The 26831-nt window shown below is 60.2% G+C and carries 26 protein-coding genes; 13 read left to right on the forward strand and 13 right to left on the reverse strand.

The genetic code is table 11. The features are described from left to right. Positions 1 to 220: 220 nt before the first annotated feature. From ACMGF8_RS04965 to ACMGF8_RS04975, 3 genes are all read right to left on the reverse strand, one after another. Positions 221 to 559, reverse strand: coding sequence for a hypothetical protein (locus ACMGF8_RS04965; RefSeq protein ID WP_416758866.1), 339 nt, complete (start codon positions 557 to 559; stop codon positions 221 to 223). Between the two features lie 122 nt (positions 560 to 681). After that, positions 682 to 1503 (reverse strand): phytanoyl-CoA dioxygenase family protein, encoded by an 822-nt coding sequence (locus tag ACMGF8_RS04970; protein WP_416758868.1) that lies wholly within the window; start codon positions 1501 to 1503, stop codon positions 682 to 684. A 48-nt stretch (positions 1504 to 1551) separates the two neighbouring features. Next, positions 1552 to 2940, reverse strand: coding sequence for an amino acid permease (locus ACMGF8_RS04975; protein WP_416758870.1), 1389 nt, complete (start codon positions 2938 to 2940; stop codon positions 1552 to 1554). A 345-nt stretch (positions 2941 to 3285) separates the two neighbouring features. Here ACMGF8_RS04975 and ACMGF8_RS04980 point away from each other — a divergent pair, with 345 nt between their 5' ends. Then, entirely contained in the window at positions 3286 to 4119 is an 834-nt protein-coding gene (locus ACMGF8_RS04980; protein ID WP_102862420.1) for an AraC family transcriptional regulator, read from the forward strand. Positions 4120 to 4179: 60 nt separating this feature from the next. On the opposite strand, the gene mnmE is transcribed toward ACMGF8_RS04980, so the two are convergent. The 5 genes from mnmE to rpmH all read right to left on the reverse strand — a co-directional run bounded on the left by mnmE (position 4180) and on the right by rpmH (position 8123). Next, positions 4180 to 5550, reverse strand: a complete 1371-nt coding sequence (gene mnmE, locus ACMGF8_RS04985; protein ID WP_207166815.1) for a tRNA uridine-5-carboxymethylaminomethyl(34) synthesis GTPase MnmE — start codon at positions 5548 to 5550, stop codon at positions 4180 to 4182. 79 nt (positions 5551 to 5629) lie between these two features. Further along, positions 5630 to 7330 (reverse strand): membrane protein insertase YidC, encoded by a 1701-nt coding sequence (yidC, locus tag ACMGF8_RS04990; protein WP_102862422.1) that lies wholly within the window; start codon positions 7328 to 7330, stop codon positions 5630 to 5632. A 2-nt stretch (positions 7331 to 7332) separates the two neighbouring features. Next, positions 7333 to 7578: a membrane protein insertion efficiency factor YidD gene (yidD, locus tag ACMGF8_RS04995; protein WP_003213574.1), complete on the reverse strand. Its 246-nt coding sequence runs from the start codon at positions 7576 to 7578 to the stop codon at positions 7333 to 7335. Beyond that, entirely contained in the window at positions 7571 to 7972 is a 402-nt protein-coding gene (gene rnpA, locus ACMGF8_RS05000; RefSeq protein WP_197662869.1) for a ribonuclease P protein component, read from the reverse strand. The genes yidD and rnpA overlap by 8 nt, the downstream gene beginning before the upstream one ends. A 16-nt stretch (positions 7973 to 7988) precedes the next feature. Further along, on the reverse strand, positions 7989 to 8123 hold the full coding sequence (gene rpmH, locus ACMGF8_RS05005) for a 50S ribosomal protein L34 (RefSeq protein ID WP_003213577.1): 135 nt from the start codon (positions 8121 to 8123) through the stop codon (positions 7989 to 7991). Between the two features lie 566 nt (positions 8124 to 8689). Here rpmH and dnaA point away from each other — a divergent pair. The 8 genes from dnaA to ACMGF8_RS05045 all read left to right on the forward strand — a co-directional run bounded on the left by dnaA (position 8690) and on the right by ACMGF8_RS05045 (position 16571). Beyond that, on the forward strand, positions 8690 to 10231 hold the full coding sequence (dnaA, locus tag ACMGF8_RS05010; protein ID WP_416758874.1) for a chromosomal replication initiator protein DnaA: 1542 nt from the start codon (positions 8690 to 8692) through the stop codon (positions 10229 to 10231). 38 nt (positions 10232 to 10269) lie between these two features. Further along, positions 10270 to 11373 (forward strand): DNA polymerase III subunit beta, encoded by a 1104-nt coding sequence (dnaN, locus tag ACMGF8_RS05015; RefSeq protein ID WP_011058392.1) that lies wholly within the window; start codon positions 10270 to 10272, stop codon positions 11371 to 11373. Between the two features lie 20 nt (positions 11374 to 11393). Next, positions 11394 to 12497: a DNA replication/repair protein RecF gene (gene recF, locus ACMGF8_RS05020; RefSeq protein WP_102862424.1), complete on the forward strand. Its 1104-nt coding sequence runs from the start codon at positions 11394 to 11396 to the stop codon at positions 12495 to 12497. Positions 12498 to 12501: 4 nt separating this feature from the next. Continuing rightward, complete coding sequence (gene gyrB, locus ACMGF8_RS05025; RefSeq protein WP_102862425.1) at positions 12502 to 14919, forward strand: DNA topoisomerase (ATP-hydrolyzing) subunit B; 2418 nt, start codon at positions 12502 to 12504, stop codon at positions 14917 to 14919. 121 nt (positions 14920 to 15040) lie between these two features. Next, complete coding sequence (locus tag ACMGF8_RS05030) at positions 15041 to 15445, forward strand: Imm1 family immunity protein (protein WP_102862426.1); 405 nt, start codon at positions 15041 to 15043, stop codon at positions 15443 to 15445. Between the two features lie 22 nt (positions 15446 to 15467). Continuing rightward, the gene (locus ACMGF8_RS05035; protein WP_207814922.1) at positions 15468 to 15743 is read left to right on the forward strand and encodes a hypothetical protein; all 276 of its coding nucleotides are present in this window, start codon (positions 15468 to 15470) and stop codon (positions 15741 to 15743) included. A gap of 25 nt (positions 15744 to 15768) precedes the next feature. After that, entirely contained in the window at positions 15769 to 16254 is a 486-nt protein-coding gene (locus ACMGF8_RS05040) for a DUF4265 domain-containing protein (protein ID WP_102862428.1), read from the forward strand. Beyond that, positions 16251 to 16571: a hypothetical protein gene (locus tag ACMGF8_RS05045; RefSeq protein ID WP_416758879.1), complete on the forward strand. Its 321-nt coding sequence runs from the start codon at positions 16251 to 16253 to the stop codon at positions 16569 to 16571. Before ACMGF8_RS05040 ends, ACMGF8_RS05045 begins: the two co-directional genes overlap by 4 nt. 27 nt (positions 16572 to 16598) lie before the next feature. Here the strand turns inward: ACMGF8_RS05045 and ACMGF8_RS05050 are convergent, their stop codons facing one another. Continuing rightward, positions 16599 to 17327 (reverse strand): response regulator transcription factor, encoded by a 729-nt coding sequence (locus tag ACMGF8_RS05050; protein WP_102862430.1) that lies wholly within the window; start codon positions 17325 to 17327, stop codon positions 16599 to 16601. 230 nt (positions 17328 to 17557) lie between these two features. Here ACMGF8_RS05050 and ACMGF8_RS05055 point away from each other — a divergent pair, with 230 nt between their 5' ends. The 3 genes from ACMGF8_RS05055 (at position 17558) to ACMGF8_RS05065 (ending at position 21585) form a co-directional block, all read left to right on the forward strand. Next, a complete protein-coding gene (locus ACMGF8_RS05055; protein WP_102862431.1) occupies positions 17558 to 17848 on the forward strand; it encodes a hypothetical protein in 291 nt (96 codons plus the stop codon). A gap of 401 nt (positions 17849 to 18249) precedes the next feature. Then, positions 18250 to 19248 carry a FecR family protein gene (locus ACMGF8_RS05060; protein WP_416758881.1) on the forward strand — a complete coding sequence of 333 codons (999 nt, stop codon included), beginning with the start codon at positions 18250 to 18252 and terminating at the stop codon, positions 19246 to 19248. Positions 19249 to 19266: 18 nt separating this feature from the next. Then, a complete protein-coding gene (locus tag ACMGF8_RS05065) occupies positions 19267 to 21585 on the forward strand; it encodes a CHASE2 domain-containing protein (RefSeq protein WP_416758883.1) in 2319 nt (772 codons plus the stop codon). A gap of 181 nt (positions 21586 to 21766) precedes the next feature. On the opposite strand, the gene ACMGF8_RS05070 is transcribed toward ACMGF8_RS05065, so the two are convergent. The 4 genes from ACMGF8_RS05070 to glyQ all read right to left on the reverse strand — a co-directional run bounded on the left by ACMGF8_RS05070 (position 21767) and on the right by glyQ (position 26175). Further along, complete coding sequence (locus tag ACMGF8_RS05070) at positions 21767 to 22537, reverse strand: lysophospholipid acyltransferase family protein (RefSeq protein ID WP_102862434.1); 771 nt, start codon at positions 22535 to 22537, stop codon at positions 21767 to 21769. 82 nt (positions 22538 to 22619) lie between these two features. Then, the gene (gene gmhB / locus ACMGF8_RS05075) at positions 22620 to 23153 is read right to left on the reverse strand and encodes a D-glycero-beta-D-manno-heptose 1,7-bisphosphate 7-phosphatase (protein WP_092318060.1); all 534 of its coding nucleotides are present in this window, start codon (positions 23151 to 23153) and stop codon (positions 22620 to 22622) included. 17 nt (positions 23154 to 23170) lie between these two features. Beyond that, a complete protein-coding gene (gene glyS / locus ACMGF8_RS05080) occupies positions 23171 to 25225 on the reverse strand; it encodes a glycine--tRNA ligase subunit beta (protein WP_416758886.1) in 2055 nt (684 codons plus the stop codon). Further along, positions 25222 to 26175: a glycine--tRNA ligase subunit alpha gene (gene glyQ, locus ACMGF8_RS05085; RefSeq protein ID WP_003177094.1), complete on the reverse strand. Its 954-nt coding sequence runs from the start codon at positions 26173 to 26175 to the stop codon at positions 25222 to 25224. Before glyQ ends, glyS begins: the two co-directional genes overlap by 4 nt. 81 nt (positions 26176 to 26256) lie before the next feature. Here glyQ and ACMGF8_RS05090 point away from each other — a divergent pair, with 81 nt between their 5' ends. Next, a complete protein-coding gene (locus ACMGF8_RS05090) occupies positions 26257 to 26820 on the forward strand; it encodes a DNA-3-methyladenine glycosylase I (RefSeq protein ID WP_115581289.1) in 564 nt (187 codons plus the stop codon). The last annotated feature ends 11 nt before the right edge of the window (positions 26821 to 26831 follow it).

Raw genomic sequence — 26831 nt, forward strand, 5'->3', positions numbered from 1 at the left:
GGCGTGGTTTTCCTCAGTTTTGAAGCCTGGTTATCAACCGCGCTGAAGGGCAGTTATTCACAGGGCTTAATCCACAGAAAACATCCGCGTCCAGGGAAACTCAGGCACAGGTCGACCTTGTTGTGGCCTCAACGGCTACAACGGATCGATCAGGGAGAGGGAGAAACAGACAGGCTGCGCGAGCCTGTCTGTGGATAACACCAGGTGATGATTGCAGCGGTTACTCGGGGCGCTTGACCAGGCGACCTTGTATCCACCAACTCAACGCCAGCGTGACAATGACCAGGACCAGCCAGTATTTCTTCAAACCAGCCTTGGCGCTATCGAGTATCGAGGCGCTGGCCATGTCATTGCCCGCCAGAGATGGGTTCGTCGAGATCCCGTCGTTCAAGCTTTGAGCTTCAGCCTCTGGGGAGTTCTGGGCCGAAACGGCGGACGGCTCGAAGGCGGCGACACCCTCCGCCACAGGCGCCTGATCCGAGGGAAGTTGAGCCCAACTGCCTTGGCAGACAAGGGCCAGACCCAGTACCGCGAGATAGCTACAAAAGCGCATAAACACCTTTCCATCCATTTGATAGCAGCGACCGCGGATGCTGGCCGGGGCTTGAACGAATGAATATCAGCTGATTCCGATTCTTCCGACGGCCTCAAGCCGCTGATCCGCTGGTTTCTGCACAGGCTTCATTTGCCCTGGCATGTCCACAAGTAAGGGAAAAGCTCATGTTCCATCGGCGCCCCGGCAGGCAGAGCCGTGGCCAGCCCTGGAAACTCGGGCGAGGTGCGCCAGGGTCGGGGGGCATGACGCATGTCATTTCCCAGAAAACGCAGCGAAAATGCCCGACGCCGGCGATCTCCCCCCACACCGCCAGAGGCATGCAGGGTGAGCATGTGGAAGAACACCGCGTCCCCGGGTTCCAGGGCCCAGCCAAGGATAGTGAAGGCCGAGCGATCGGCTTCGATGTCCGGCAGGTCCGCCAGACTGCCTTCGGGAAACCATTTGGCCTGATTGTCCAGGAAGGTTCGCGGCATCAGCCAGGGACCACGGTGGGAACCGGCGACAAACTCCAGTGTGGATGCCCGCGCCACCGGGTCCACGGGCATCCACATGCTGCAGTTTTGTTGGCCCTCGACGTTGTAGTACGGCTGATCCTGATGCCAGGGCGTGGCTTGCCGAGTGTTGGGCTCCTTGACCAGCAGGTGATCGTGATAGAGCCGCACGTTGTCGCTTTGCATCAGCTGGCTGGCGACATGGCCTACCCGGCTGTTGAAGATGAAGCGCCTGTAGTCGGGGTTGTCCTGCCAGTTGCAGAAGTCCTCGAAGAACCAGCCAGGATCATCCGCCTGGCTAGCGACCTTGGCCCGCTCGCTGGGGCTGGCCAGATTGTGTTCGATCCCCCGCTCCAGCAGCGCCACTTCGTCGGCACTGAACAGCTGGCGAATACACACGGCACCATCGCGCTGAAACGCCTCGATGGTTGAAGGGGGCAGGTGGAACGCTTGCATGGTGTTTTCCTTTTCATCCAATGGAGGGCGGCACAACGGCCGAGATCCTCAGTCCGGGAGGGGCACATCAGTGAGGGCGGTGTTCGGCCTGATCCATATCCAGTAGGCCAGTGACAGCAAGGCCAGCCAGCCGACACCGACATAAAGCGCCAGGCGGGTTTGCGCAAAGGCGCCGAGCACCACAAAGATGAACAGCATGAAGAGCACCGCGCAGACCTGGCCAGCGGCGCCGAAAGGTACGGGAAAGCCCAGGGCAGCGCTTTCCTCCGGGCTCATGCTACGGCGCATGGCCATCTGCGAGAGCAGGATCATCAGCCATACCCAGACCACCGAGAAGGTCACCAGCGAAGCAAACACCAGGAACAATTCCTCGGGTACCAGGTAGTTGAGCAAGACACCGAACAGCAGAGCCACGGACATCACCAGCACCGTCATCCAGGGGACTCCGAAGCGCGAGGTGCTGGCAAACGCCGCAGGGGCCTGACCGATCGCCGCCATGCCGTACATCATGCGGCCGGCACTGAAAATGTCGCTGTTGATCGCCGAGAACACCGCGGAGATCACCACCAGGTTCAGTACCGTTGCCGCTGAATTTATCCCCAGGCCGCTGAAGATCTGCACGAAGGGACTGCCCTGGCTGCCGATACCGGACCAGGGAAACAGCATCAGCAACACCAGCAGGGTCAGGATGTAGAAGATCAGAATCCGCAGTGGCACGGAGTTGATCGCTTTGGGAATCATGCGTTGCGGGTCCTTGGCTTCGCCCGCCGTGATGCCAATGACCTCGATCCCGCCAAAGGCGAACATGACAATGGTGAACGAGGCGATCATGCCCTCCAGGCCATTGGGGAAAAAACCACCATAGGCCCACAGGTTGCTCAGGCCCACAGAATGCTGTCCGTCACCCAGCTGGATACCGAAGAGCAGTACCGCAAAGCCTCCGCCGATCATTGCGATGATCGCCGCGACCTTGAGCAGTGATAGCCAGAACTCCATTTCGCCAAAGATCCGCACATTGCACAGGTTCAAGGCGCCGATCCCCAGCACGATGCTCAGCACCCAGATCCAGCGGGGCGTATCGGGGAACCACAAGCTCATGTAGACACCAAAGGCGGTGACGTCCGCCAAGCACACCATGAGCATCGAAAAAGCATAACTCCAGCCGGTGAGAAACCCCGGAAAGCGTCCGAGATAACAACTGGCGTAATGCCCGAAGGAACCCGATACCGGGTTTCTGACAGCCATTTCCCCCAAGGCGCGCATGGTCAGGTAGATCGCCGCTCCGCCGATCAGGTACGCCAGCAGTACCGAAGGACCGGCCTGCTTGATGGCGGCCGCCGAACCGTAGAACAACCCGGTGCCGATGGCTGAACCCAGCGCAATGAAACGGATGTGCCGGGTGCTCAAGCCACGGTTTAACGCAGTCGTGCTAGCCATTTCTGTTCCTTGAATGCCGGACTGTCGACCCCGTCGGCGTCCATCGGCCGACCCAGGGGCAATAGCCGGACTATTTCCTCAGGTGTACAAACCTGTACATCTATCAAGATGCAAATCAGGTACCACTTGGGGAATGAAGGATAAAAGTGCCGAACGCGTCGGATGGTGCGGATAAATGGCGGAAACTTGAGCCCATTTACGAAATGGACCTGTTACTCAAGACCGCAGGTTCATCGGCTGGAATCGGGAAAGGGGGTAAAGGTAACGTCGTTGTCCCCCGGGGCCGGTAAAAATCGCAAAATCTGCAAATCTGCCGTCGCTACAGTGGAGTACCAAGGAGGCCTTATGAAACCTGCAACCCGAATCCATTACGGCCAGCGCATGGAGCCGGTGCTGCGTTGGCTGGCAAGCCATCCACACAGCGATCCGGACCTGTACCACCTGGCGGACCTGGCCTGTATGTCGGCTTACCACTTTCATCGCATCTACCGCGCAATGATGGGAGAAACGCTGAACGCCACGGTGCAACGCATTCGCATGCACCTGGCAGCCGCAGCGCTGGCAGGCACTGACGCGGATCTGGCCGAGGTGGCTTTGCGTGCCGGCTACGAGTCGGGGGCGGCATTCAACCGGGCATTCTCTGGTGTTTTCGGGTTGCCGCCTGGGCGTTATCGCGCAACCCGTTCCCGTCCTTTCGACCCTGAGGTGTCAAATATGTACCCCATCACAATCGAAACCTTCCCCGGCGTTGTTCTGGCAGCCCTGCCTCATCAGGGCTCCTACCAGGAAATCGGTCCGGTGTTCACCCGCGCTTTCATGCTGGCCGCCAGCCGGGGGCTCATGCATTCGGACACCAGCGGATTCGGTGTCTACTTCAACGACCCCGAGCAGGTCCCGACTGAGCAATTGCGCTCGCTAGCCGGAGTCGCGGTCGCGCCCGATGCAGACCTGGGCGAACAGCTGGAAAGGTTCGACATTCCTCCAGGGCGCTACGCAATCCTGAATTACGTGGGCCCCTACAACGAGATGGATAAAGCCTATGCCTGGATGTTCTCCGAGTGGCTGCCTGACAGTGGGCTGACACCAGGGGATTTTCCGATGTTCGAACACTATGTGAACGATCCACGCGTCACCCCACCCGCACAGTTGCAGACACGCATCTACCTGTCGGTGGAATAAACGCCGTCCGCTACCGGCAGGGGTGTGGATAACCTCTGCCGGAGCGCACTGGGTGCGGCTCTACTTGCCGATGCAGAAGCTGGAAAAGATCCGTCCCAACAGGTCATCGGAACTGAAGGCCCCGGTGATTTCTCCCAGGGACTGCTGGGCCTGCCGCAGATCCTCGGCCAGTAGCTCACCGGCGCCGGCCAAGGTCAGCTGGGCACGGCCATGCTCCAGTGCGGCACTGGCGTAGCGCAACGCTTCGAGGTGCCGGCGGCGGGCACTGAAGCTGCTTTCCGACGTCTGTTCATAACCCATGCAAGCCTTGAGATGCTCACGTAGCAAATCCAGCCCGGCACCGGCAGACATGGCACTGAGGCTGATGGTCACATGGCCATCCTCACAGGTTTCAAGAGCGATGGGCTCGCCAGTCAGATCGGCCTTGTTGCGGATCAAGGTCACCTTGGCCGGGTCCGGACGCTGCTCAAGAAATTCAGGCCACAGGGCGAAGGGATCAGCCGCTTCTGCTGCAGTGGCGTCCACCACCAGCAATACCCGGTCGGCTTCACTGATGGCCTTGAGCGCACGTTCGACGCCGATTTTTTCCACTTGATCCTCGGTGTCCCTGAGGCCGGCGGTGTCCACCACGTGCAACGGCATGCCGTCGATGTGGATATGTTCCTTGAGAATGTCCCGAGTTGTGCCGGCGATATCAGTGACGATGGCCGCCTCACGCCCGGCCAGGGCATTGAGCAGGCTGGACTTGCCGGCGTTCGGACGGCCAGCGATCACCACCGTCATGCCGTCACGGAGCAAGGCGCCCTGCCCGGCCTCCCTCAGTACTGTGGATAACTCGTCGCGGACCGCATCGAGCATGCTCAACACATGGCCATCGGCGAGGAAGTCGATTTCCTCCTCGGGAAAATCAATCGCTGCTTCGACATAGATCCGCAGGGCAATCAGCTGTTCGGTCAAGTTATGCACACGCTGGGAGAATGCGCCCTGCAGCGAGCGCAAGGCGTTGCGCGCGGCCTGTGCAGAACTGGCCTCGATGAGGTCGGCAATGGCTTCGGCTTGTGCCAGATCGAGCTTGTCATTGAGAAAGGCGCGCTCGCTGAACTCTCCAGGTCGGGCCAGCCGGCAACCCAGCTCCAGGCAGCGCTGCAGCAACATGTCGAGGACGATGGGGCCGCCATGGCCCTGCAGCTCCAGCACATCTTCGCCGGTGAAGGAGTTCGGCCCCGGGAAATACAGGGCAATGCCTTCATCCAGCACCTCTCCCTGTTCACTGAGAAAGGGGCCGTAATGCGCAAACCGCGGTTTCAATTCACGGCCGCTGATGGCCTTGGCGGCCAGGCTCGCCAGGGGCCCGGAAATCCGTACGATGCCCACGCCACCGCGACCTTGGGCAGTGGCGACAGCGGCGATGGTTTCACGAGGGACATTCATAACCCGACATCCAGACAAAAGTGACAGATAGCAAAACGCCCCACTAGGGGGCGTCTTGTGTGGTTATCCACAGCGTAGGTCAGGCTTCCGCTTTCTTGGTAGCCGCTTCGATCTTACGAGTGATGTACCACTGTTGTGCAATCGACAGGCAGTTGTTCACTACCCAGTACAGCACCAGACCGGCCGGGAACCACAGGAAGAAGAAGGTGAAGATGATCGGCATCATTTTCATCACCTTGGCCTGCATCGGATCCGGAGGCGTCGGGTTCAACTGCTGCTGGATGAACATGGTGGCGCCCATGATGATCGGCAGGATGAAGAACGGATCCTTGATCGACAGGTCGGTAATCCACAGCATGAACGGTGCCTGGCGCATTTCCACGCTTTCCAGGAGTACCCAGTACAAGGACAGGAAGACCGGCATCTGCACCAGGATCGGCAAGCAGCCGCCCAGCGGATTGATCTTCTCTTTCTTGTACAGCTCCATCATCGCCTGGGACATTTTCTGACGATCGTCGCCGAATTTTTCCTTCAGCGCGGCCAGTTTAGGAGCCACGGCACGCATGCGCGCCATCGACTTGTAGCTGGCAGCCGACAGTGGGAAGAAGATCCCCTTGATCAGCATGGTCAGGAAGATGATCGACCAGCCCCAGTTACCCACCAGGCTGTGGATATGTTGCAGCAGCCAGAAGATCGGCTGGGCAATGAACCACAGGAAGCCGTAGTCGACAGTCAGTTCCAGACCTGGGGACAACTCTTTCAGCACCGCCTGGCTTTTCGGACCGGCGTACAGGATGGCACTGGTTTCGGCCTTGGCGCCTGGAGCAACGGTCATCGAAGGGCCGGTGTAGCCAATGATGTAGTTGCCTTTGCTGTCTTTGCGCGCCAGAACCTGGTTGTTTTCGCCTTTTGGCGGAATCCAGGCGGTCACGAAGTAGTGCTGCAGCCAGGCTACCCAGCCACCCTGAACATTTTCAGTGATGGGCGCCTTGGTTTTGTCCTCGTTCACCTTGTCCATGTCTTTCATGGACACTTTCTTGTACGGCTCGGAACTTGTCCACAGGGCGGCGCCCAGGTAAGTCGCGGTGCCGGTGGCGGTGCTGGAGGATGGATCGGAACTGGCGTCGCGCTTGAGCTGGGCGAACATCGCACCGGTCCAAGGTTGCGCGCTTTCGTTATCGATCAGGTAGGAAACGGTGATGTCGTACAGGCCACGCTTCAGGGTAAAGCGTTTGATGTAGTTGACGCCGTCCTTGCTGAACTTCAGGTCGACCACCAATTGGTCCTGACCGTCAGCCAGTTGATAACTTTTCTTCTCTGCCGAGTAGATCGGGCGACCGGCCGGGTTGGCGTCCGGGCCGTTGCTGCCAATCAGGCCACTTTGTGCCAGATAAGTCCGTTCGTTGCCGTTATCGAACAGCTGGAAAGGAATTTCCGGGTGGTCCTGACGACGTGGATACAGTGGCAAACGCAGTTGCGCGATATCCCCACCTTGTGGATCGACAGCCAGGTCGAGCACATCCGTTTTGATCTGAATGAGATCTTTGCTTGCAGCAACCGGCGCTTCTGCGGGTGCAGTGGTATCGCTTGCGGCGCGTGGAATGTCGTCGTTGGCAGCGGAAGTGCCAGTTGGCGTATCCGGCAAGCCCGGAGCGGTCGTGCTGGAAGCAACATTCTGAGTCGGCAGGGCAGCCTGGCCATAATCCTGGTTCCATTTAAGAACCATGACATAGGACACGATTGCCAGGGCGACGATCAGGATCGTGCGTTTGATATCCATGATTACTCGGCCATCGAAGAAGAACGGGAGGTAGGGATAGGTGGAACCGGGTCATAACCACCGGGATTCCACGGATGACAGCGACCTAAACGACGAAAGGTCAGCCAGCCACCGCGCAGAAGGCCATGATTTTCGATGGCTTCTAACGCGTAGCAGGAACAACTGGGGTAGAAACGACAGTGATTGGCCATCAGAGGACTAATGGCATAGCGGTAAAACTGGATCGGAACGAGTGCCAGTTTACGCATCGGGACTGTCTACCCCTACAGTTTCGGATTTGACTGCTGGTTCCGGCTTGTTGCGCGCCAGACGTTTCCAGAGTTTGCCGAAATGCTGAATCAATTCGGGGTTTTCTACATCGCCCAAACCTTTGCGCGCGACGATAACGATATCCCATCCGACCAGTGAGTCCTGGTGGAGACGAAACGATTCGCGCATCAGACGCTTGAGGCGATTGCGCTCAACGGAGAGCTTTACGCTCTTTTTCCCGATCACGAGCCCCAGACGGGGATGATCCAGGTCGTTGTTGCGCGCAAGGAGCAGGAGATTTTTCCCCGGAACCTTGCCGGTAGGGGAGTCAAAGACCGCCTTGAAGTGCCGGGGGGTAAGCAGACGCTTTTCCCGACTGAAGTCCTGACTCACCTCCAGTGCCGGATTATCAAACTGCCAGACGCGCACGACCTTTGGCGCGACGACGCGACAGGACGGCACGACCGTTCTTGGTAGCCATGCGAGCACGGAAACCGTGGGTACGAGCGCGTTTGATAGTGCTTGGTTGGAAAGTACGTTTCATGTCGTGTTACCTGGTTCGTCCACAACGGGCCGGAATGGCCCCCGTTTTAAGAGATCGGCGATTCTAGAGAAAGCAAGCCTCTAGGTCAATTTCCAACCAGCTTTTCCTTTATCTATGTATGTCCGGGTCCTGGGTTGTGAGTCAGTCTTGGCTAGATATAAAAATAAAGAAGGAAAGTATTTAAAGCTTTTCTGTAAAGCTTATAAAGGCTAGGGACGGCACCTTCTGTGGATAACTTGCTTAAGCCCTTATATTCCGTACTGTACAGAGGATGACAACACGGTTGAGAAACGGTGCTCTGCCTGTGCTGCGCTATCGGAAAACCTGTGTGTGGAACGAGAGGTTATCCACAGGCGAGTTACCCACAGAGTTTTGACCCGAGTTGTGCAATGACCTCAGGTGGGGTTATCCACAGAGCTTATTCACATACCACTGGTCGTGTTTATTCGGGGTAAGGCGTTGATTCTTAGTGTCCTGAGGGCACGCTACATGTGGATAAGTGGACGGCTGATCGCTACAATGGCCGCTTGTTTTTGCCTCACCGGCTTTCAACTTAGGGGATATCCGTGTCAGTGGAACTTTGGCAGCAGTGCGTGGAGCTTCTGCGTGATGAGCTGCCTGCCCAGCAATTCAACACTTGGATCCGTCCGCTACAGGTCGAAGCCGAAGGCGACGAGTTGCGTGTCTACGCACCGAATCGTTTTGTTCTCGATTGGGTCAACGAAAAGTACCTGGGCCGCGTGCTCGAGCTGCTGGATGAACACGGCGACGGCAGTGCGCCGGTTCTTTCCTTATTAATAGGCAGCAAACGCAGTTCGGCGCCTCGCGCTGCACCTAATGCGCCACTGGCCGCCGCTGCCTCGCAAGCGCTGCAAGCGGCAGCAGCCAATGCCACCCCGGCGGCGGCTCCTGCGCCAACTCCGGTACCCACTTCAGCTCCGGCCAAGAAAGCCGCGGCGCAGAAGAGTGCCGAGGTCAGCGAAGAACCCTCTCGTGACAGCTTCGACCCGATGGCGGGCGCCAGCTCGCAGCAGGCACCGGTACGCGCTGAGCAGCGTACTGTCCAGGTAGAAGGTGCGCTCAAGCACACCAGCTACCTGAACCGCACCTTCACCTTTGAAAACTTCGTCGAGGGTAAGTCCAACCAACTGGCTCGGGCAGCGGCCTGGCAGGTGGCGGACAACCCCAAGCATGGCTATAACCCGCTCTTCCTTTATGGCGGCGTCGGTCTGGGTAAGACCCACTTGATGCATGCCGTGGGTAACCACTTATTAAAGAAGAACCCGAATGCCAAGGTCGTGTACCTGCATTCCGAGCGTTTTGTTGCGGATATGGTCAAGGCGTTGCAGCTCAACGCCATTAACGAATTCAAGCGCTTCTATCGTTCGGTCGACGCATTGCTGATCGACGATATCCAGTTCTTCGCTCGCAAGGAGCGTTCCCAGGAAGAGTTCTTCCACACCTTCAATGCCCTCCTCGAAGGCGGCCAGCAGGTGATTCTCACCAGCGACCGTTATCCGAAGGAAATCGAAGGCCTGGAAGAACGCCTCAAGTCCCGCTTCGGCTGGGGCCTGACGGTAGCGGTCGAACCGCCGGAACTGGAAACCCGGGTGGCGATCCTTATGAAGAAGGCCGACCAGGCTAAAGTCGAACTGCCCCACGATGCGGCGTTCTTCATTGCTCAGCGAATTCGTTCCAACGTCCGTGAACTGGAAGGCGCACTCAAGCGGGTCATCGCCCACTCGCACTTCATGGGGCGCGACATCACCATCGAGCTGATTCGCGAATCGTTGAAGGACCTGCTGGCGCTGCAGGACAAGCTGGTGTCTGTGGATAACATCCAGCGCACCGTCGCCGAGTACTACAAGATCAAGATTTCCGATCTGCTGTCCAAGCGACGTTCGCGTTCGGTAGCCCGCCCCCGTCAGGTGGCCATGGCCCTGTCCAAGGAACTGACCAACCACAGCCTGCCGGAAATCGGCGATGTGTTCGGTGGCCGCGACCACACTACGGTGCTGCACGCCTGCCGCAAGATCAATGAACTTAAGGAATCCGACGCGGACATCCGCGAGGACTACAAGAACCTGCTGCGTACTCTGACCACTTGATGACTCCAACGCAGCTTATTAAGGCAAGGGACTAGACCATGCATTTCACCATTCAACGCGAAGCCCTGTTGAAACCCCTGCAACTGGTCGCCGGCGTCGTCGAACGCCGTCAGACCTTGCCGGTACTTTCCAACGTGCTGCTGGTTGTCGAAGGCCAGCAACTGTCGCTGACCGGTACCGACCTGGAAGTCGAGCTGGTCGGTCGTGTGCAACTTGAAGAGCCTGCAGAGCCGGGGGAAATCACCGTTCCCGCGCGCAAGCTGATGGACATCTGCAAGAGCCTGCCCAACGACGCGCTGATCGACATCAAGGTCGACGAGCAGAAACTGGTGGTGAAGGCCGGTCGTAGCCGCTTCACTCTGTCGACCCTGCCGGCCAACGATTTTCCTACCGTGGAAGAAGGCCCGGGTTCGCTGACCTGTCAGCTGGAGCAGAGCCGCCTGCGTCGCCTGATCGAACGCACCAGCTTCGCCATGGCCCAGCAGGACGTGCGCTACTACCTCAACGGCATGCTGCTGGAAGTGTCCGCCGGGATCATCCGCGCCGTGGCCACCGACGGTCACCGTCTGGCCATGTGCTCGATGCAGGCGGATATCGGCCAGCCCGATCGTCACCAGGTGATCGTGCCGCGTAAAGGCATCCTGGAGCTGGCCCGTCTGCTCACCGAGCCCGATGGCAACGTCAGCATCGTCCTGGGTCAGCACCACATTCGCGCCACTACCGGCGAGTTCACCTTCACCTCCAAGCTGGTGGACGGCAAGTTCCCTGACTACGAGCGCGTGCTGCCAAAAGGCGGTGACAAGTTGGTACTGGGTGACCGTCAGGCCCTGCGTGAAGCTTTCAGCCGTACCGCGATCCTGTCCAACGAGAAGTACCGCGGTATCCGTCTGCAACTGGCCAATGGTCAGTTGAAGATCCAGGCCAACAACCCGGAGCAGGAAGAAGCGGAAGAAGAAGTGGGTGTTGAATACAACGGCGGCTCGCTGGAAATCGGCTTCAACGTCAGCTACCTGCTGGACGTGCTGGGCGTGATGACCACCGAACAGGTGCGCCTGATCCTGTCCGATTCCAACAGCAGTGCGCTGGTGCAGGAATCCGACAACGACGACTCGGCTTACGTTGTCATGCCGATGCGCCTGTAATCATGCTCAGCAGAAGCTAGATGTCCCTCAGTCGCGTCTCGGTCACCGCGGTGCGCAATCTGCACCCGGTGACCTTCTCCCCCTCTCCCCGCATCAACCTTCTCTACGGCGCCAACGGCAGTGGCAAGACCAGCGTGCTGGAAGCCATCCACCTGCTGGGGCTTGCCCGCTCGTTTCGCAGTGCCCGCCTGCTGCCGGTGATCCAGTATGAACAGCTGGCTTGTACGGTCTTTGGCCAGGTGGAGTTGGCCCAGGGTGGGCACAGCAGCCTGGGGATATCCCGGGATCGTCAGGGGGAGTTCCAGATCCGCATCGACGGTCAGAATGCCCGCAGTGCGGCGCAGCTCGCGGAAATCCTGCCGCTGCAACTGATCAATCCGGACAGCTTTCGTCTGCTGGAAGGCGCTCCAAAGATCCGCCGACAGTTCCTGGACTGGGGAGTGTTCCATGTGGAACCTCGCTTCATGTCCACCTGGCAGCGGTTGCAGAAGGCCCTGCGGCAGCGGAACTCATGGCTGCGGCATGGTACACTTGACGCCGCTTCGCAAGCGGCCTGGGACCGGGAACTGTGTCAGGCCAGCGCTGAAATCGATGAATACCGCCGCGCATACATCAAAGCCTTGAAACCAGTCTTTGAGCGGACCTTGGGCGAGTTGTTGCAGCTCGAGGGCCTGACGCTTAGCTATTACCGTGGTTGGGACAAGGACCGAGAGCTCAGTGAAGTGCTCGCGGCCGCCCTGCACCGTGATCAGCAAATGGGTCATACCCAGGCCGGTCCACAACGTGCTGATTTGCGTCTGCGCTTAGGCGGACACAACGCCGCGGACATCTTGTCCCGTGGCCAGCAGAAGTTGGTGGTCTGTGCCTTGCGCATTGCCCAGGGGCACCTGGTGAGCCAGGCCCGTCGCGGTCAGTGTATTTATCTGGTGGATGACTTGCCGTCCGAGTTGGACGAGCAGCATCGCCGCGCACTTTGTCGCTTGTTGGAAGACTTACGCTGCCAGGTGTTTATCACCTGTGTAGACCACGAATTATTGAGGGAAGGCTGGCAGACGGAAACGCCAGTCGCTTTGTTCCACGTGGAACAAGGCCGTATCACCCAGACCCACGACCATCGGGAGTGAAGGCATGAGCGAAGAAAATACGTACGACTCGACCAGCATCAAGGTGCTGAAAGGTTTGGATGCCGTACGCAAACGTCCCGGTATGTACATTGGCGACACCGATGACGGCAGCGGTCTGCACCACATGGTGTTCGAGGTGGTCGACAACTCCATCGACGAAGCGCTGGCCGGTCATTGCGACGACATCAGCATCATCATCCACCCGGACGAATCCATCACCGTTCGCGACAACGGTCGCGGCATCCCGGTGGATGTGCATAAAGAAGAAGGCGTCTCGGCGGCAGAGGTCATCATGACCGTGCTCCACGCCGGCGGTAAGTTCGACGATAACTCCTACAAGGTCTCCGGCGGTCTGCACGGCGTAGGTGTATCGGTAGTGAACGCCCTGTCCGAAGAGCTGATCCTCACTGTGCGCCGCAGCGGCAAGATCTGGGAACAGACCTATGTCCACGGTGTTCCACAAGAGCGGATGAAGATCGTTGGCGACAGCGAAACCACCGGTACCCAGATCCACTTCAAGCCTTCGGCTGAAACCTTCAAGAACATCCACTTCAGCTGGGACGTCCTGGCCAAGCGGATTCGTGAACTGTCCTTCCTCAACTCCGGTGTCGGCATCGTCCTCAAGGACGAGCGCAGCGGCAAGGAAGAACTGTTCAAGTACGAAGGTGGCTTGCGTGCCTTCGTTGAATACCTGAACACCAACAAGACAGCGGTCAACCAGGTGTTCCATTTCAACATCCAGCGTGAAGACGGCATCGGCGTGGAAATCGCCCTGCAGTGGAACGACAGCTTCAACGAGAACCTGTTGTGCTTCACCAACAACATTCCACAGCGCGATGGCGGCACCCACTTGGTGGGCTTCCGTTCTGCTCTGACGCGTAACCTGAATACCTACATCGAAGCCGAAGGCCTGGCCAAGAAGCACAAGGTTGCCACCACCGGTGACGACGCTCGTGAAGGCCTGACCGCGATCATCTCGGTGAAGGTGCCGGACCCTAAGTTCAGCTCCCAGACCAAGGACAAGCTGGTGTCTTCCGAAGTGAAGACCGCTGTCGAACAGGAAATGGGCAAGTACTTCTCCGACTTCCTGCTGGAAAACCCCAACGAAGCCAAGTTGGTGGTGGGCAAGATGATCGACGCTGCTCGTGCTCGTGAAGCGGCGCGTAAAGCCCGTGAAATGACCCGTCGTAAAGGCGCGCTGGATATCGCTGGCCTGCCGGGCAAACTGGCGGACTGCCAGGAAAAGGACCCTGCCCTGTCCGAACTCTACCTGGTGGAAGGTGACTCTGCTGGCGGTTCCGCCAAGCAGGGACGCAACCGCAAGACCCAGGCGATCCTGCCGCTCAAGGGCAAGATCCTCAACGTCGAGAAGGCGCGCTTTGACAAGATGATCTCCTCGCAAGAGGTCGGCACCTTGATCACCGCGCTGGGCTGCGGCATCGGCCGCGAAGAGTACAACATCGACAAGCTGCGTTATCACAACATCATCATCATGACCGATGCTGACGTTGACGGTTCGCACATCCGTACCCTGCTGCTGACTTTCTTCTTCCGTCAGTTGCCGGAGCTGATCGAGCGCGGCTACATCTACATCGCCCAGCCGCCGCTGTACAAGGTCAAGAAAGGCAAGCAAGAGCAGTACATCAAAGACGACGAGGCCATGGAAGACTACATGACCCAGTCGGCTCTGGAAGATGCCAGCCTGCACCTGAACGATGAAGCTCCGGGGATCTCCGGCGAGGCGCTGGAGCGCCTGGTCAACGATTTCCGCATGGTGATGAAGACCCTCAAGCGCCTGTCGCGCCTGTACCCGCAGGAACTGACCGAGCACTTCATCTACCTGCCGGCCGTGACCATGGAGCAACTGTCCGATCACGCCGCCATGCAGGATTGGCTGGCCAAGTACGACGCCCGCCTGCGCACCTCCGAGAAGTCGGGCCTGGTCTACAAGGCCAGCCTGCGCGAAGACCGTGAACGCAATGTGTGGCTGCCAGAGGTCGAGCTGATCTCCCACGGCCTGTCCAACTACGTCACCTTCAACCGCGACTTCTTCGGCAGCAACGACTACAAGACCGTCGTCTCCCTCGGCGCTCAACTGAGCACCCTGCTGGACGAAGGCGCGTATGTTCAGCGCGGCGAACGCAAGAAAGCCGTCACCGAGTTCAAGGAAGCCCTGGACTGGCTGATGGCGGAAAGCACCAAGCGCCACACCATCCAGCGATACAAAGGTCTGGGCGAGATGAACCCTGACCAGCTGTGGGAAACCACCATGGACCCAAGCATGCGCCGCATGCTCAAGGTGACCATCGAAGACGCCATCGGCGCCGACCAGATCTTCAACACCCTGATGGGTGATGCGGTCGAGCCTCGTCGCGACTTCATCGAAAGCAACGCCCTGGCGGTGTCCAACCTGGACTTCTGATCCAGCGACACAGCTGACAATAAAAAGGCCGACGCTTGCGTTGGCCTTTTTTATTGGCAGATTGTTCAATCCCTCATCCATAACGATTTGCGTTTTTATCCGCACAAGGCAGTCATGGCAAATGCTCAAGAAAATCATTGAAGATGAATATGCCGGTAATCGTTGTCACACCCATGAGTGGTTGAATCCCGACTCGACGCAGGTGCTGTCCGCGTTCAACCGCCTGGACGGAAAGGCTTTCAGCTCGACGGTTTTTTTCTTCAGCGACCAGACCCTGATGCATATCGGGGGCGGTGCGGCCGATCAGTATGTGGTCTTTATCGCCCAGGACGTCGATCAATCGTTGCAGACCCTGCTCAGCGCAGACAGTCCTGACGATCAGCAGGTTGAGTTGTTCGCCGGCGGCCAGTCCGGCAGTTACCCTCGGTATCAGTGTGTGGTTAAAGAGCGAGCGAGACAGGCCCTGGCTTATTTCTCGGCCTATGGCTCGGCTGATCCCGATCTGGCCTGGGAAGTGGAAGGCTAACTGGACAATAAGGACGTTGACCTTGGCAGGTACAAGCAGCCACCTATGCGATGAAGCACGCTTCCCCATCGCCTGGCGTTTCAACGCCGCAGATTGTGGTCTGAGTGCTGACGATAAACAGCGCGTTGTACTGTTTGATCAGGCAGAGTCACAGGTGCCGTGGGGCCGGTTCATTCCAGTGCCCAGCCTGTTTCAATGCCATGAAAAAACCACGCTGGATTTTGCCCAGCGCGGAGAGTCGTCATTGTTCTTCGAGCGGCGGCTGGGCCCGGCCAGGCTCTTTTCACCCTTTTTTTAAAACAGCAATTGCTCGGAAATTTGTTATGGATGATGAAAACCAGGAAATATCGATCCGGGTTGTTGCGGGGCAGAACAGCCACGGCCCGGTCTATGAGCCGCTGCATGTACGGCGGCTCGATGAGGACAGTTACGAGATTCTCTACTCACCGGGGCTGACGCTGAACCTGGCCAAGGGCGACATCATTTCAATCAAGGACCCCCAGGCCCCCGCCGTGGTGCTCAAGCGAGGTGGCAACTTCTGCATCCACATTTATGCGGATCACATTCCTGAAGAACATATCGTTGCCCTGGCGGCGGATGTGGCGAGCGAATTGGGCGGCATGCTCGACGGGCGCTACAAGGGAAATCTGACATTGTCGGTGCCGGCGCGAAACGGCATGGACAACATCGCCCGGTTCTTCAACCGCTTCCGCGAGACCACGGGCATCGAGTGGTACTACGCCAACATCTATAAAAACCTCGATGACACCGATGACGAGACCTTGCTCAATTGGTGGCTGGAGCAATGAACGAAAGACAGCAGCTTATCTGTGAACGCTACGACCTCGCCCCCCAGGCACCGGAGCCGATGATTGCACTGGCCACCGGTTCCCTGGCGCAGTCGCCCATCTATGGCACCCGGGTCGAGTTGCCGGAGAACGGCACGATCAGTTGGTTTATCCACTGCGGCGAACATTCCACAGCCGTGGATTTCTACCAGCCCCTGTGCGCCGAGCACCTGACCGAGCTGTTGCCAGAGGTGATCGACTACCTGTATCTGCCGAGCGGGACGCGTTTCATCATCGACCGCGCCGGCTATGAAGATGTCTGGCAGGACCCGCAGTGATTTCAAGCCGCTTTTGACGGCAAGCAGTCAGTTGCCCTGCTCGTCAGGTGACGTGACACTTTCCAGCCGGTAGCCGTAGCCGTAGATCGTCAGCAACTGCCAGCCACGGTCCGCAGTCAGTCCGAGCTTGTTGCGCAGACGGTAGATGTGGGTATCCAGGGGCCGTGAGGAAACCATTTCTTCGTGGGTCCAGAAACGCTCGTACAGGTACTCCCGGGACAGCGGCCGGCCCAGGTTGGCGAACAGGCAGCGGGCCAGGCGGTACTCGCGCTCGGTCAGGCTGATGGGGGCACCGGCGCGGGTGACGGTCAGTTCGGCGTCATCGAAACTCAAGTCATTGAAGGTCAGGACCTCCTCGCTGCTGCTGCGCTGCAGGCCGTGGCGGCGCAGCACCGCATTGACCCGGGCCTTGAGTTCGTTGGGACGAAAAGGCTTGCTCAGGTAGTCATCGGCGCCGGTGTTCAGGGCCTGGACGATATCGCTCTCGGCATCACGGCTGGTGAGCATGATGGCCGCCGGAGGCGAGTCCATGTGCTCGCGGGTCCAGCGCAGCAACGACAGGCCGCTGAGGTCTGGCACTTGCCAGTCGAGAATCAGCAGGTCGAAGGTTTCCCGCCGCAGTTGGCGTAACAGGTCCTCTCCCCGTTCGAAACGGTGCAGGGTCCAGGACTGTTCGCCCGGGCCGGGCATTTCTCGCAGTGTCTGTTCCACCCGTGCCAGTTCTGCGGGTTCGTCATCCAGTATTGCGACACGCATGCAAGGCCGTTCCTTCTGGTTCGAGAGTGCCCGAGGCAGCCGCTTGTGCGCTGTGGGCTGGGGGAAGTTTAGGTGTCTTGGCTGATTCTGAACAATTGTGGCGAATTGCTCTTGAGCCCCCGGTCCCTCGGTACGCTGATATCAAATAGCCGGTAAGGCCCCTGGAGCACGGGGGCCTGCGGGCTACTGCAGCAGCACGATACCGGCTCGCACAAGCAAGGAAAAGAACCATGGGGAACATGCTAAGGAAAGGCCAGGTCGCGCTGGTCAGAATATTCAGCGGCGACGACCCGGTGCGCCTCTTCAGCTTGATGCTGGCTGCTTATCTGGGGATAAGTGCCAGTGCATTGCCTGCGTTGACCTGCCCCCGCTATCAGGCAACAAGCGTCGATGGCTACCAGCCGACGGCGGTCTTGCCCGTCAGCCGTGACTCGACCCTGACCCTGGACGCCGAACCGGTGATAGGGCGGATAGCCCTGCCTTCGACTCAGCAGCAACCCGCGCCGCGGTGGGTCTTCTAAGAGGACGCGGCGATGATTCTGAACAAATATTGCAAATCCGTCGCAGCCTCTCGGCCAGCGTTACATTGCTCCTCGCTGAGTGGCACACGGGGGCACCTGGAAGTGCTCCGACACAGGGAGTGTCAACCGCCAGGCTGGCGGCACAACGCGCGCTTGCGTGCGTCGTTGAAGGGGAATACAGGGAGTGCCTCCTCAGGACTTTGGGCCGGGCGACCTGTCGCCTCGGTTCCGACACAGGGACGTGTCACTTTCTTCGCTCCCTGTGCGCTTCCCTCCCGGTTCCGACTCGTCCTCTCTCCTCTGGGCGACGCCGCGCAGCGTCCGGCTTTCTGCCCACGCGCTGCCTCAGGTATGGTGCGTAGGATTTCGCCGTGGTTTTCCCAAAGGCTCAAAGCATATTCATGAATGACCTCTGCCCTTCTCCGTCCGTTGGCCGGTTGCAGGTGGCGTGCGCCGCATTGCTGCTAGCGGGTCTGATCCTGCCATCGTGCGCCGTGCAGGCTGCCCCGCAACGCCCTCCCTATATAGATGACAACCAGCAATGCCGTGGCCAGCCCTTGCCGGCTACCGTCGAGCATCTGACGGGTGATGCCTGGAAACTGGATGCCAAGGGCCGCGAGGTGGCCCTGGAAGAAGGCATGAGCATCGATGAGAAAGAAGGGGTGAAAACCTCGCCATCGGCTTTCGTCAGCCTGTCCCTTGGGGATGGTTCGCGAGTGGTGTTGCCCTCCAGTTCCCAGGTCACCCTGCAACTCAATACGCAATACAGCATTCCTCAGGTGGTCCTGGAACAGGGCCAGATCGAGTCCTATGTGATCAAGCGCAACAGTGACCACGACCGCTTCCAGATCGTGACCCCCGTGGGCGTGTTGGGGGTACGAGGGACTCACTTCCGGGTGCGTAATGACGATCAGCAATCCCTGGTGGAGGTGCTCAACGGCCAGGTGGCGGTGAGCCGCGAAGACGAGCCGCCGAGCAAGGCTGCTCAACGTACCGGCAAGCGCGTTGTGGATAAACCTGCAGGTCCGCGGCCAGGGGAAGTCCAGGTCATGGCGCGCCAGGGTTTGCGTATTCAGAAGCAGGGCGAGCTCAAACCGGTGGAACTGCTGGCCGCGCCCCGGCTGCTGGGGCAGGCCGGGCAAACCGGCGCCCTGCCCGTCTGGCAACTGATCCTGCAACCGTTGCCGGGTGCCCGTCGCTATCGGGCCCAGGTGGCCACCGACAAGGATTTCCTCAACATCAAGCAGGAACAGTTCTCCAGCACCCCGGAAGTGAACTTCACTGGCCTGAAGGCGTTTTTCTATCATGTACGGCTCTCGGCGTTCGACGAGCATGGCCTGGAAGGAGAAACCGGGGTCTATGACATCTTCTACTACCCCAGGACCACTCGTGTTCAATAAGCCGTCGGCAGACCGTCGATGAGTCTCTGGAAGCAAAGGGCCAACGGCCGTGAACCGACCCAGGCCCAGCGTCTGTTTCGCCGCCTGGTACGTGAATGGCTGTGGGTTGGCCTGATACTGCTGCCCCTGACGGCCTTGCTGTCCCTGAGCCAGGGCCTGGCGTTGAACAACCTGTTCTATGACAACCTGCGACGCTTTACCCCGCTGCCGGTCGATCCGCGCATTCTGTTGGTGACCATCGACGACTACAGCCTGCAGCAACTGGGACGCTGGCCCTGGCCCCGGACGATGCATGGACAGCTGCTGGACCGGCTGACGGATGCCAAGGTCAAAGGCGTGCTGTTCGATGTGATCCTCAGCGAGCCCGGCAGCTCTGTGGAAAACGACACCCGGTTGGCCGCCGCCCTGTGCCGCGCCGGCACGGTGTTCCTGCCGGTGCTGCGCGAGGGGGTTGCTCGCTATGGCCAGGACCTGGAGGAGATCCCACCGGTGCCGGTGCTGCGCCACTGCGCCCGGGGCCTGGGGCATATCAATGCGCAAGCGGATGCCGACGGCACCGTGCGCAGCGTCTACCTGCGCGAAGGTCCGCAGCAGGCACCGCGGGCGCAGCTGACCTGGTTGCTCTACCAGCTCACCGAAGCCGACCCGCTGTCGCCGCTGATGCCGGGCCCCGCGACTCCACAGATCAGCAGGGGTTGGCTGCGAGCCAACCCGGTACGTATTGCCTTTATCGACAAGGCGGCGGGCTTTCCCAGCGTGCCCTATGTCAGCGTGCTGCGTGGCGAGGTGCCCGCCGAGTTGCTGCGTGACCGGCTGATCCTGGTCGGTTCCACCGCCCCGGGGCTGGGCGACCGTTATGTCACCCCGCAATCCGGCAGCCAGGGCACCACCCCGGGGGTGGAGATCCAGGCCAACCTGCTCAATGGCCTGTTGCAGCATCGCAGCATCGTCGACCTGGGCCAGTGGTCGGGGATGCTGTGGTCCATGGCCCTGACCGCAGCCTTGCTCGGGTTGTTGCTCTGGCGACCGCGTCACGCCTTGTGGATAACCCTGGGTTGCATGGGCCTGGCGCTCTTGGGATCGGTGCTGATGTTGCGTCTGGGCTACTGGTGGTCGCCGGTGGCCAGCCTGCTGGGCATGCTGCTGGCGTACCTGATCTGGAACTGGCGTCGGCTCAGCGTGATCCTGGCCTATTTCGGTTGGGAGCTGGAGCGCTTGGACAACGAGCCCAAGGTGTTGCCGGAGCGCCGTCGTAGCCAGACCCCCGCCGGTGATGTGCTGCAAGGGCAGATCGTCGCCCTGGAACAGGCCCTGAGCCGGACCCGGGATACCCGGCGCTTTATCGCCGACGGCTTGGAGTACCTGCCGGTGGCGACCCTGATCAGCGACCCGGACGGCAAGATTCTGCTGGCCAATCGCAATGCCCGGGAAGTATTCGCCCACTCACTGGTCGGGCAGCCCTTGATCGCGCAATTGGCCGCCCTGGGCTATCCGGGCCTGACGGAACCTGCGCACTATCCCAGGCTTGAGCAACTGACGGCGCTGGAGTTTCGCGACATTCAGCAACGCAGCCTGCGCATGGAACTGGCGCCGTTGCTGCCGGTGGACAGTGACAATGCCATCGGTTGGTTGTTGAGCCTCACCGACCTCAGCGTCGAGCGGGACGCCGAACAGCAACGGGGCGTACTGCTGCGTTTTCTTTCCCATGATCTGCGCGCGCCCCATTCGGCGATCCTCGCGCTGCTGGACGTGCAGAGCCGCCAGCCATCGCCACCCAGGCAGGTCTACAGCCAGATCGAGCAGCAGGTGCGTCGAGCCCTGGGGCTGACCGAGGCATTCGTGCAATTGGCCAAGGCCGAGTCGGAGGCCTATCAGTTCGCGCCGAGCATGTTTGCCATGCTGGTCCTGGACGCCTTCGACCAGGCCACGACCCTGGCCCAGTTGAAGCATATCCACCTGGTGCACGATCTGGACGAGGAAGGCGAGAGCATGGTCCTGGCAGATCAGCCGCTGCTGACCCGGGCCCTGTTCAATCTGCTGGAAAACGCCATCAAGTACAGCCCGGCGAATTCCACCGTCAGTGTTCGGGTGAGCTGTGCCGAGGGCTGGCTGCGTTGCGAAATCATCGACCAGGGCCGGGGCATTGCGGCCCAGGAACTGCCCCTGTTGTTTGGTCAGTACCAGCGGTTTGCCTCGGCCAAGGGCATCGATGGCCTGGGCCTGGGACTGTCCATGGTCAAGGCGGTGGTGGACCGGCATCAAGGGCGGATCAGCTGCCGCAGCGAGGTGGGCCAGGGTTCCTGTTTCATCCTTGAGCTGCCCTTGTTGGAGGAATAAGGGCGCGGGGATATTCCAGGCGAAAAAAAACCGGCATCAAGGCCGGTTTTTTTGGCTGCGGTAAAACTTATGCACGTTTTTCCACATTTTATGAGCTTGGGAAATATACATATAAATCAGTGATTTATGCGTCGATTTCAGCCGTTGTACGAATAGTCGTACACAGGTTATCCACAGAAGCTCATACAGCAATCTTATCCGTGGAAGTCGCCAATGGTGGCAATGAGCCCATATCTCGCTGGGCTTGCTCATTCCAGGCCGCCACCCGGTCGTTGAGCTCGGCGATGGCGCGTGGGCCGCTGCCTTCGGCGTACATGGGCGCGCCAATGGTCACGGTAATGGTACCGGGCCGCTTGGCCCAACCGGTCTTCGGCCAGAACTTGCCGGCGTTGTGGGCCACTGGCAGCACCGGCAGGTCGGCGTTTACCGCCAGGGCACTGCCACTGCGGGAGAACTTGCCGACGGTGCCATAGGGCACGCGAGTGCCTTCCGGAAAGATCAGCACCCAGACATTGTCCTTGAGCAGTTCGTCGCCCTTGCTCGCCACCTGCTTGAGCGCGGCCTTGGGGTTGTCGCGGTCGATGGCGATGGGGCGCAGCATGGCCATGGCCCAGCCGAAGAACGGCACATACAGCAACTCACGCTTGAGGACCTGGCTCAAAGGCTCGAAATAGGCCGAGAGGAAGAAGGTCTCCCAGGTGCTCTGGTGATTGGAGACGATCACGCAGGGCCGCTCGGGGACGTTTTCCGCGCCCTTCACTTCCACGCGAATGTTCAGAAATACCTTGGTCAGCCACAGCGCGCAGCGACACCAGTAGACGTTGATAAAGCGGTAGCGCGCCTTGAAGGGCAGGAACGGCGCGATAAAAAAGCTCAGGGAGCACCACAGCAAGGAACTGGTGCCCAACAGCAGGTAAAAGAAGAAGGTTCTGATGGCCTGCAGGATCGACATAGCGGCATTTACCATTGCGGGCATGCCCGCCTGTTAAAAAGCGCTCTCCCGAACAGTCCTTGGTCAGGATGCCAGAAGGGGCCTAATTGTGGATAAGTTCAGCGGCAACGGCCGCCAGGTCGTCAAAAATCAAGGTGCCTACCGGCAGGGTTTTCCCCAGGGTCTTTTCGCCTTTCCCGGTCTTTACCAATACTGGCTGAGAGTCGACGGCTTTTGCGGCCTCCAGGTCACCGAGACTGTCACCGACAAACCATAGACCTGTCAGTTCTGCCTGGTAATGCTCGGCAATGGTCCGCAGCATGCCCGGTTTCGGTTTGCGGCAGGCGCACCCTTCGTCGGGGCCATGGGGACAATAGACGATCAGCCCGACCTCGCCGCCCTGCTCCGCCACCAGCTCGCGCAGGCGCGCGTGCATGGCATCGAGGGTGGCCAGATCGTAGTAGCCGCGAGCGATGCCGGACTGGTTGGTGGCGACCGCCACCGTCCAGCCGGCCTTGCTCAACTGCGCAATGGCTTCGATCGAGCCGGGGATTGGAATCCACTCCTGCACCGATTTGATGTAGGCATCGGAGTCGTGATTGATCACGCCGTCACGGTCGAGTATCAGCAGTTTCACAGCAGTTCCTTACCTGATCAGCTCAGTACCGAAATGTCCGCCACACCCAGGAACAGGCCCCGCAGACGCGCCAGCAGCGCATAGCGGTTGGCCCGCACCTTGGCGTCCTCGGCATTGACCATCACCGCCTCGAAGAAGGCGTCCACCGGCTCGCGCAGGGCGGCCAGGCGGGCCAGGGTCTCGCTGTACTGACGCGCTGCGGCCATCGGCTGGACGGCCTGGTCCGCCTGCTGGATCGCCGAGTACAGGGAGAACTCGTTGGCGTTGTCGAAGTACTTGGCTTCGACGGTGGTCGGCACATTGCCTTCGATCTTGCTCAGCAGGTTCGACACGCGCTTGTTCACCGCGGCCAGGGCGGCGGCTTCCGGCAACTTGCGGAAGGCCTGCACGGCTTGCACGCGCTGGTCGAAGTCCAGGGCCGAGCCCGGCTTCAGGGCACGTACCGACAGGTAGGTGGCCACATCCACGCCTTCGTCTTCGTAACGGGCACGCAGACGGTCGAAGATGAACTCCAGCACCTGGTCGGCCAGGCCGGCGGCCTTGACCTTGCTGCCGAAGGCGCTGACGGCGAAGGCCACGGCGTCGTTCAGGTCGAGGTCGAACTTCTTCTCGATGAGGATACGCAGCACGCCCAGGGCCGCGCGACGCAGGGCGTAGGGGTCCTTGCTGCCGGTGGGCAGCATGCCGATGCCGAAGATCCCCACCAGGGTGTCCAGCTTGTCGGCGATGGCCACGGCGGCACCGGTCACGGTGCTTGGCAGCTCGGCGCCGGCGCCACGAGGCATGTACTGCTCGTTGAGGGCCAGGGCCACATCTTCCGGCTCGCCGTCATTGAGGGCGTAGTAGTAGCCGGCGATGCCTTGCATCTCCGGGAACTCACCGACCATTTCGGTGGCCAGGTCGCACTTGGACAGCAGGCCGGCACGGGCCGCGCGCTGGGCGTCGCCGCCGATGCGCGGGGCAATGAAGGCGGCCAGCTTGGACACCCGCTCGGCCTTGTCGTAGACGCTGCCGAGTTTTTCCTGGAAGACCACGTTCTGCAGGCGCAGGTTGAAGTCTTCGAGCTTCTGCTTCTTGTCCTGCTTGAAGAAGAACTCGGCGTCGGTCAGGCGTGGGCGCACGACTTTCTCGTTGCCCTCGATGATCTGGCGCGGGTCCTTGCTCTCGATGTTGGCCACGGTGATGAAACGCGGCAGCAACTTGCCGTCCACGTCCAGCAGGCAGAAGTACTTCTGGTTGTCCTGCATGGTGGTGATCAGGGCTTCCTGGGGCACTTCAAGGAACCGCTCCTCGAACGAGCACACCAGTGGCACTGGCCATTCCACCAGGGCGGTCACTTCGTCCAGCAGGTCCGCCGGGACGATCGCCGTGCCTTCCTGCAGGGTCGCCAGTTCCGCGGTGCGCTTGCTGATCAGCTCGCGACGCTCGTTGGCGTCGGCCAGTACGTGGGCGGCACGCAGGTCGGCCAGGTAGTTGGCCGGCGAGGTGATGCGCACGCTTTGCGGATGATGGAAGCGATGGCCACGGGAATCGCGGCCGGCCTTCTGGGCCAGGATGGTGCAGTCGATGACGTCGTCACCCAGCAGCATCACCAGCCATTGGGTCGGACGCACGAACTCTTCCTTGCGCGCGGCCCAGCGCATGCGCTTGGGAATCGGCAGGTCGTTCAGCGAGTCTTCGACGATGGTCGGCAGCAGGCTGGCGGTCGGCTTGCCCTTGATGCTCTGGCTGTAGCGCAGTTTCGGGCCGCTCTGATCGATCTCGCTGAGTTCGACGCCGCACTTCTTGGCAAAACCCAGGGCCGCCTGGGTCGGGTTGCCTTCAGCGTCGAAGGCCGCCTGGCGTGGTGGGCCGTCGAGGTTGATGCTGCGATCCGGCTGCTGGGTGTCCAGCTGGGTGATCAGTACCGCCAGGCGCCGTGGCGCGGCGTACACGTGCTTGGCCTGAAAGCTCAAGCCGGCGCTCTGCAGGCCTTTCTCGATGCCGGCCAGGAAGGCTTCGGCCAGGGTGTTCAGGGCTTTGGGTGGCAGTTCTTCAGTGCCCAGTTCAACCAGAAAATCTTGCGCACTCATTGTGCCGCCTCCAACTTAGCCAACACTTCATCACGCAGGTCCGGGGTCGCCATGGGGAAGCCCAGCTTGGCGCGAGCCAGCAGGTAGGCTTGCGCCACGGAACGCGCCAGGGTGCGCACACGCAGGATGTACTGCTGACGCGCAGTCACCGAGATCGCCCGGCGTGCATCCAGCAGGTTGAAGGTGTGCGAGGCCTTGAGGACCATTTCATAGCTCGGCAGCGGCAGCGGCTGATCCAGCTCGATCAGGCGCTTGGCCTCGCTTTCGTAGAAATCGAACAGTTCGAACAGCTTCTCGACGTTGGCGTGTTCGAAGTTGTAGGTCGACTGCTCCACTTCGTTCTGGTGGAACACATCGCCATAGGTGACCTTGCCGAACGGGCCGTCGGCCCAGACCAGGTCGTATACCGAGTCCACGCCCTGCAGGTACATGGCCAGGCGTTCCAGGCCGTAGGTGATCTCGCCGGTCACCGGGTAGCACTCGATGCCACCGGCCTGCTGGAAGTAGGTGAACTGAGTCACTTCCATCCCGTTGAGCCAGACTTCCCAGCCCAGGCCCCAGGCGCCCAGGGTCGGCGATTCCCAGTTGTCCTCGACGAAACGGATGTCGTGCACCAGCGGGTCCAGGCCCACGTGCTTCAGGGAACCCAGGTACAGCTCCTGGAAGTTCTCCGGGTTGGGCTTCAAGACCACCTGGAACTGATAGTAGTGCTGCAGGCGGTTGGGGTTTTCGCCGTAGCGGCCGTCAGTCGGGCGACGACTGGGCTGCACATAAGCGGCGTTCCAGGTTTCCGGGCCGATGGCCCGCAGGAATGTGGCGGTGTGGAAAGTGCCGGCGCCTACTTCCATATCGTAGGGCTGAAGTACCACACAACCTTGCTCGGCCCAGTACTGCTGGAGGGCGAGGATCAAGTCTTGGAAGGTACGCACGGCTGGCGTAGGCTGGCTCACGAAATTCACCTGTTACTTGGGCTGCGATTTAAGGAGCGGGAGTATACCCGATTCAGTCCTGCGCACGCCCCCTGGAGCCTTATGCCACGCTGCTTTTGGTGTTCCGACGATCCGCTGTACATGGCTTATCACGATCAGGAGTGGGGCGTGCCGCTGCGCGATGCACAGCGTCTGTTCGAGTTGTTATTGCTCGAAGGGTTCCAGGCCGGGCTGTCCTGGATCACCGTGCTGAAGAAGCGCGAGCGCTATCGCCAGGTGCTGTTCGGCTTCGATGTGCAGCGCGTGGCGCAGATGAGCGACGCCGAGATCGAGGACCTGATGCAGGATCCCGGCATCATCCGCAACCGCCTCAAGCTCAACGCCGCCCGGCGCAATGCCCAGGCCTGGCTGGAGCTGGAAGACCCGGTGGCCTTTCTCTGGTCCTTCGTCGGTGGTGTGCCCAAGATCAATCATTTCCGGGACCGCAGCGAAGTGCCGGCGGTGACCCCGGAGGCCGAAGCCATGAGCCGCGGCCTGCAGAAAGCCGGTTTCACCTTCGTCGGCCCGACCATCTGCTACGCGCTGATGCAGGCTTCGGGCATGGTCATGGATCACACCCGCGACTGTGATCGTTACGCCATCCTCACCAACGCGCGGTTAGAATAGCCGGCTCGCGA

Origin of the sequence: Pseudomonas sp. BNK-7 (assembly GCF_048072025.1) — a bacterium.
Taxonomy (GTDB): Bacteria; Pseudomonadota; Gammaproteobacteria; order Pseudomonadales; family Pseudomonadaceae; genus Aquipseudomonas; species Aquipseudomonas danubii.